At 68.9% G+C, this 2661-nt stretch carries 3 protein-coding genes; all 3 read right to left on the minus strand.

Annotation, left to right across the window (positions count from 1 at the left end; genetic code table 11):
* Positions 1-1509, minus strand: a 1509-nt coding sequence (locus CH341_RS30445; RefSeq protein ID WP_111423266.1) for a phage portal protein, incomplete at its 3' end; no start/stop codon positions are given.
* A complete protein-coding gene (locus CH341_RS30450; protein ID WP_111423262.1) occupies positions 1506-1703 on the minus strand; it encodes a phage head-tail joining protein in 198 nt (65 codons plus the stop codon). The genes CH341_RS30445 and CH341_RS30450, both read right to left, overlap by 4 nt.
* Before the next feature lies 1 nt (position 1704).
* On the minus strand, positions 1705-2661 hold a 957-nt coding region (locus tag CH341_RS30455), incomplete at its 5' end, for a terminase gpA endonuclease subunit (RefSeq protein ID WP_210208685.1).

Here is a 2661-nt window from a genome sequence, read left to right on the forward strand (position 1 = left end):
GCCGATCAGCTCCTCGGTCGCGGACTTCTGCATCAGGCCCTTGAGGGTGGTGCGGCGCGGGTCGGTGTCGAGGGTCATGTCGTTCTGATCGAGCAGATCGTTCCACGCCTTCAGCTCGCCCATGACTTCCTGCATGGTGCGGCCCGTGGCGGCGATCACGTCCTGCGGCGTCTTGATGCCGGCGCGGATCGCCATGACGTCGGAGAGCACGTCCTTGTAGGGGTCGACCCAGCTGAATGCGGGTGGCGCCCATACCACCGGAACGTCGGGCGAGTCGATCTCGCCCGCCACGTAGGCGGCCTGGCAGAACCACCGCCAGAGAGGGCGGCAGTACATTGGGATGACCACCTGCCACTGCAGCATCGACACCAGCCGCCGGAAGTCGATCAGTCCGGCCCGCAGCGACGAGAAGTTAATCTGCGACAGATCTCCGGTGAGTAGCTCGTAGGGCAGTCGCAGGCCGGCGGCGGTGCGCCGCGCCCAGGCCGCATCGGTTTCGGCAAAGCCGCCGATGCTGGCGGGCTGGGTGAACTTGATGTCCTTGCCGCCCCGCGCATAGGCGAACATGCCCGGCGAGATCGACTCGAGGAGATTTCCATCGTTGTCGACGACACCAGGCGAAGCCACCTCGCCGGTCTTCGGGTTGATACCGGAGTCGGTGTCGTCCTCGCCGATGACGATGCCTACGAGCGACGCCTCGGTCTTCTTGCGAACCCCTTCGGCGAACCAGTAGTCGGAGTGATCGCGGGACGTGCGGATCACCGGCGCGAGCCAGGTGACGCCCCTGACCTGCGTCCGGCTCTTCTCGTAGAGGTGGGCGATCTCGGTCGCCGGAACCGGCGCGCTCTGCAAACGCGCCTTTGTGGTGAGCACTGTGGCTCCGGGGTGTTGGCCGTAGAGCCAGTAGGCGACGCGCCGGCCGACAGCGTCGAACTGGATGCCCTGAATGGCGAGTCCCCCGCCGCGATCGCCCTGCACCGAGGAATCGAGGAAGTCCGGCTCGAGCAGCTGAACCTGCATCGGGATGCGGTAGCCGTCCGTCTTCAGACGCCAGCGGCGCCTTGCCAGCATCTCGCCCGATTCGATCATGCCTCCGACCGCGAGGGCCTGAAGGCCGTAGAAATCGAGCTGCCCGTCGGCGTCGCACTCGTCGCACCAGCGGTCGAACGCGGCCTTGACCTTGGCGTCGCGAGTCTCGTCGCCGGTCGCCGGTCGCGGCATGATGCCCTCGCCGACCAGGTTGTTGACCCAGGACGCGACGCCCTTGGTGACCAAGGGATCGTTGCGGCGAAGGTCGCGGGCGCGATCGCGCAGCACCGGGCCGGCCTTGGCGATCTCGGCGTCTGCCGAGGTCCCCGGCGTATTCCAGCCGTCCGTGTGGCGGCCGCGAGCGGCGCCGTCATAGGCGCGGACGGTCGCCTCGAACCGGATGCGGTTGCGCACGCGGCCGAGCGCCAGCCCGGGGGCGAAGACCGAGACGGCGCGGTCGAACCAGATGGAGGCCTTCACCGATCACCTCGCGACCACGACACGAATCCGGCGCGTGGACGAGGCGTGCCCGACTGCAGCGCCTTGAGGCGCGAGATCGCCGACAACAGCTCGGCTTGGCTCCGGTAGGTGGCGCGCTTGCCGTCGTACTCGACGGTCAGCACGCCGGACGCATAGGCCTGCTCGAGCGCGGCGATCTCGGTCTCGTGGGCCATGTCAGAACCATTTCTTGCCGCCGAGCCAGCCGCGGGATCGCGGCGCCGGCGATGGTGCGGGCCGAGGCTCGGGGGCCTGCTCGGCCGGACGCTCCGCGTCGGCCGCAGGTTTTGCCGGCGCCGGCGTGACGGCGGGCGCAACCGCGTATTCGAGGCTGCGCTGGATCGCCTTCGGCAACGATCGACGGACCGCGAGCGCACCGACCATGGTGTCGAGCGCCTCGTTGCGCTTGCCCGGGATCTCTTCCCACACCGCGATTGTGACGCCGCCGCGCTTGCGCTGGACGCGACGCTCCGACGCGGTGAGCTGTGCGAAGTAGTCCGCGCCGAACATGTCGTCGGCCGGAAAATGGATGTAGCCTGGGCCCGGCTCGGCGATGGCCAGCCGGCTCATGACTGCGTCCTTGCCGGCGTCGGTGCCGATCACGAACACCGGATCGCCGGTCTTCGCCTTGCCGGCACGCCCGGTCCAGAGCGCGCGTTTCCCGCCCATTCCCTTGGTCGGGAAGATGCGGCGGCCGCGGTTGCGCCGGCAGAACGCGTGCACCTGGCTGCCGTGATAGCCGGTGTCGATACCGAAGGCGCCGATGCGCAGCACCCGCCCGTCGCGCGTCCGGAACGTCCGCCCGAGGAGCTCGCGCAGCTCGCGCCATGCATCGGCTTGACCGGGGTCGCGCGGGATCACGACATAGAGGAACGGCCAGGATTCCTCGGCCTGCCCCCATCCGACCAGCTGCACTTCGAGCCGGTTGCCCTGCACGTCGCAGAAGCCCGTGATGGCGACGACCGCCTCCGGCAGGTCCTCCGGCCCGTAGCCCTCGGCCCGCGCCAGCAGGCCCTCGTTGGCGAAGCTCTCCTGCCCGATCGGCTTCCACAACTCCGCCAGGCAGGTGTTGACGAACTTGCGCAGCAGCTCCGGGTCGCCTTGCGCCTCGTCGAACTCCTTGACCATGTCGGC

The organism is Rhodoplanes roseus (genome assembly GCF_003258865.1).
Lineage (GTDB): Bacteria > Pseudomonadota > Alphaproteobacteria > Rhizobiales > Xanthobacteraceae > Rhodoplanes > Rhodoplanes roseus.

Excerpts from the sequence above, each read along its gene's own strand:
- CH341_RS30450 (WP_111423262.1), bottom strand. The coding sequence starts at position 1,703 with ATGGCCCACGAGACCGAGATCGCCGCGCTCGAGCAGGCCTATGCGTCC.